The organism is Rahnella sp. JUb53, from assembly GCF_004346065.1.
GTDB lineage: Bacteria > Pseudomonadota > Gammaproteobacteria > Enterobacterales > Enterobacteriaceae > Rahnella > Rahnella variigena.
In genome coordinates this window covers 1-2,093 of the sequence record NZ_SLYT01000030.1, presented here as the reverse complement: position 1 = coordinate 2,093, position 2,093 = coordinate 1, and the positions used below count along the sequence as shown (strand labels likewise).

Sequence of the window (2,093 nt, the reverse complement as noted above, 5' to 3'; positions counted from 1 at the left end):
TGAATGTCGCCGAGCCTGCGTCGTTCAAAATAACTCAGGGGTAAACCCAGCAGGTGGGTAAACAGCCCGGATTGCCACTGCACGTTGATGTGGGTGCCCATCACCAGCGATGACCAGGCACGCACCGTGCTCACCGCCGCCCGCAGCAGGATAAAAAATATTAACCCAGCGCAAATCAGGGTCAGGAGCCCGAGGTCGCCCGCCGGGATCGCGTGGTCCATGACAAGCTGTGTGCCTACGGGCATAAGCAGATTAACCGCCTCAACGCCCAGCGACAAAAAGAATATCTTCGCCAGCGCCCTCCGGATACCGTGCACGCTGCGGATGAGCGTCCCCAGGCTCATGCGATTGTTCTCCGACCGGGCAGTAAACTCTGCGCCCGGCCATGCCTCAAACGCCACGCCGGTGAAGTATTGCGACATTTCAGCGCGCCCCACCGTTCTGCGCCCTCTCGCCGGGTCATGCACAATAAAGCGGTTGCCCCGGACGTTCACCAGCACGACGAAGTGGTTAAAGTCCCAGTGCAGGATGCAGGGCTTTTTTAGCTGAGTCATTTCGTCCAGGTCCAGCGACAGCGCACGGGTGCGCATTCCCAGCCCCGCAGCGATGCCGCTGAGCCCCTCCAGCGAGGTGCCGCGCGCGGACAGGTTGAACTGCCTGCGAAGCGTCATCATGTCCAGGCTCTTGCCATAGTGGCCGCAGACCATGGCCAGGCAGGCCAGGCCGCACTCGGAGGACTCCGTCTGGTGCACAATGGGAACGCGCCGGCGCAGCCCTAAGTCAAGCTTGCGAAGGAGGCGGCTTAACGGTTTCTTATCCATGGACCGGCCCCGCAGCGCTGTATTTCACGTCATAGAGCGGGGAAAGCATCCACTGATAAATTTTTCTATTTTCCAGAAACAGCGTGCTTTGCGCTTTCATGCCGTTTTCGAGCGGCAGGGTCTTCCCGCCGTAGGTAATCGTTTGCTTCTCGGGCCTGACAATCACTTTGTACCAGGGGACAGGGACAGCCTGAGTATTCTTAGGCGCCCCCTGGTAGGTCAGCATCTCCTGAGGTGAGGCCGGTATTTTAGAGACGGTGTCGACCGTGGCGGCGAACTGGCCAAACTTTCCTGACGGAAAGGCCTCGTAGCGCACGTTGAGCCTGTCTCCCGGGCTAATGTAGGGCACGGAATCATTGGGCACCCAGAGTACCAGAAAGTAGGCGCTTATCTTTTGGGGGATGACCTGAAACAGGCTGTCTCCGGCGCTGACCATCTGCCCGACGGTGACGCTGAGCGAGTCGATGACCCCGTCCGACGGCGCCCTGACGATGACCTCGCCCCCCGCGTCCGTACCGCTAAGCTCTTTGTGCAGCTCATAGCGCTGAAGCTCCATCTGGTAAATGCGGTTGTCAAACTCGGCCGCCTGGGTCTGTATCTGGCTTTCCAGGCTGGTAATTTGCAGCGCATTCTGTTCGTTCTGCCCGCTCAGTCCTAGCAGATTATTCTGCTGCTGATAATACAGCGAGACCTGGTTGGTCAGCTGGTCTTTGTTAATTAAGCCCCGGGACTGATAGCGGCGGTAGTTATCCATGTTGTTTTTCATTATCCTAATGCCTTCCTCCGCACGCCTGACGATGGCGGAGGAGCGGCTCAGCGCTTCGCTATACTGTGACTTTTGCTTTTCGAGCATGTTCAGGGTGTTTTGCTTACTCGCCTCAAGCCTTGAAATAATATCGCCAACGCGCAGCAGCTGACTTTCAATATCCTTACGCTGATTGTCGCTGACCACGCCGCGGGACGTGCTTTTACTGACGTCAATCCGGTAAACCGGCGCGCCTTTTTTAATAAGCTGTCCCTGAGTGACAAACTGCTGCACCACGGTACCCTGCACCCCGGAATATATTCTGGCGGGCCCGGGGGAGGTGGTGACCTCTCCCGTGACGTTAATTCGTCGGGTATAGGTGCCCGTCATAACAAACGTCAGAAAGGCGATAAAGAATAAAACGCAGAGTCCGGCAATTAGCCAGGCGGGGATATCGGGCAGTAAAATAGCGCGGCCGCGCCACGTCTGCCGCCTGTTTTCGAGTGCTTCCTTGCGAAACAAAATAA

The 2,093-nt window shown here is 57.4% G+C and carries 2 protein-coding genes; both read right to left on the bottom strand.

All coding sequences use genetic code 11. The annotated features are described in order from the left end of the window. Nucleotides 1–821, bottom strand: an 821-nt coding sequence (locus EC840_RS25160; protein ID WP_243701122.1) for a cysteine peptidase family C39 domain-containing protein, incomplete at its 3' end; no start/stop codon positions are given. After that, nucleotides 814–2,088 carry an HlyD family secretion protein gene (locus EC840_RS25155; RefSeq protein WP_132967458.1) on the bottom strand — a complete coding sequence of 425 codons (1,275 nt, stop codon included), beginning with the start codon at nucleotides 2,086–2,088 and terminating at the stop codon, nucleotides 814–816. The genes EC840_RS25160 and EC840_RS25155, both read right to left, overlap by 8 nt. Nucleotides 2,089–2,093 lie beyond the last annotated feature (5 nt).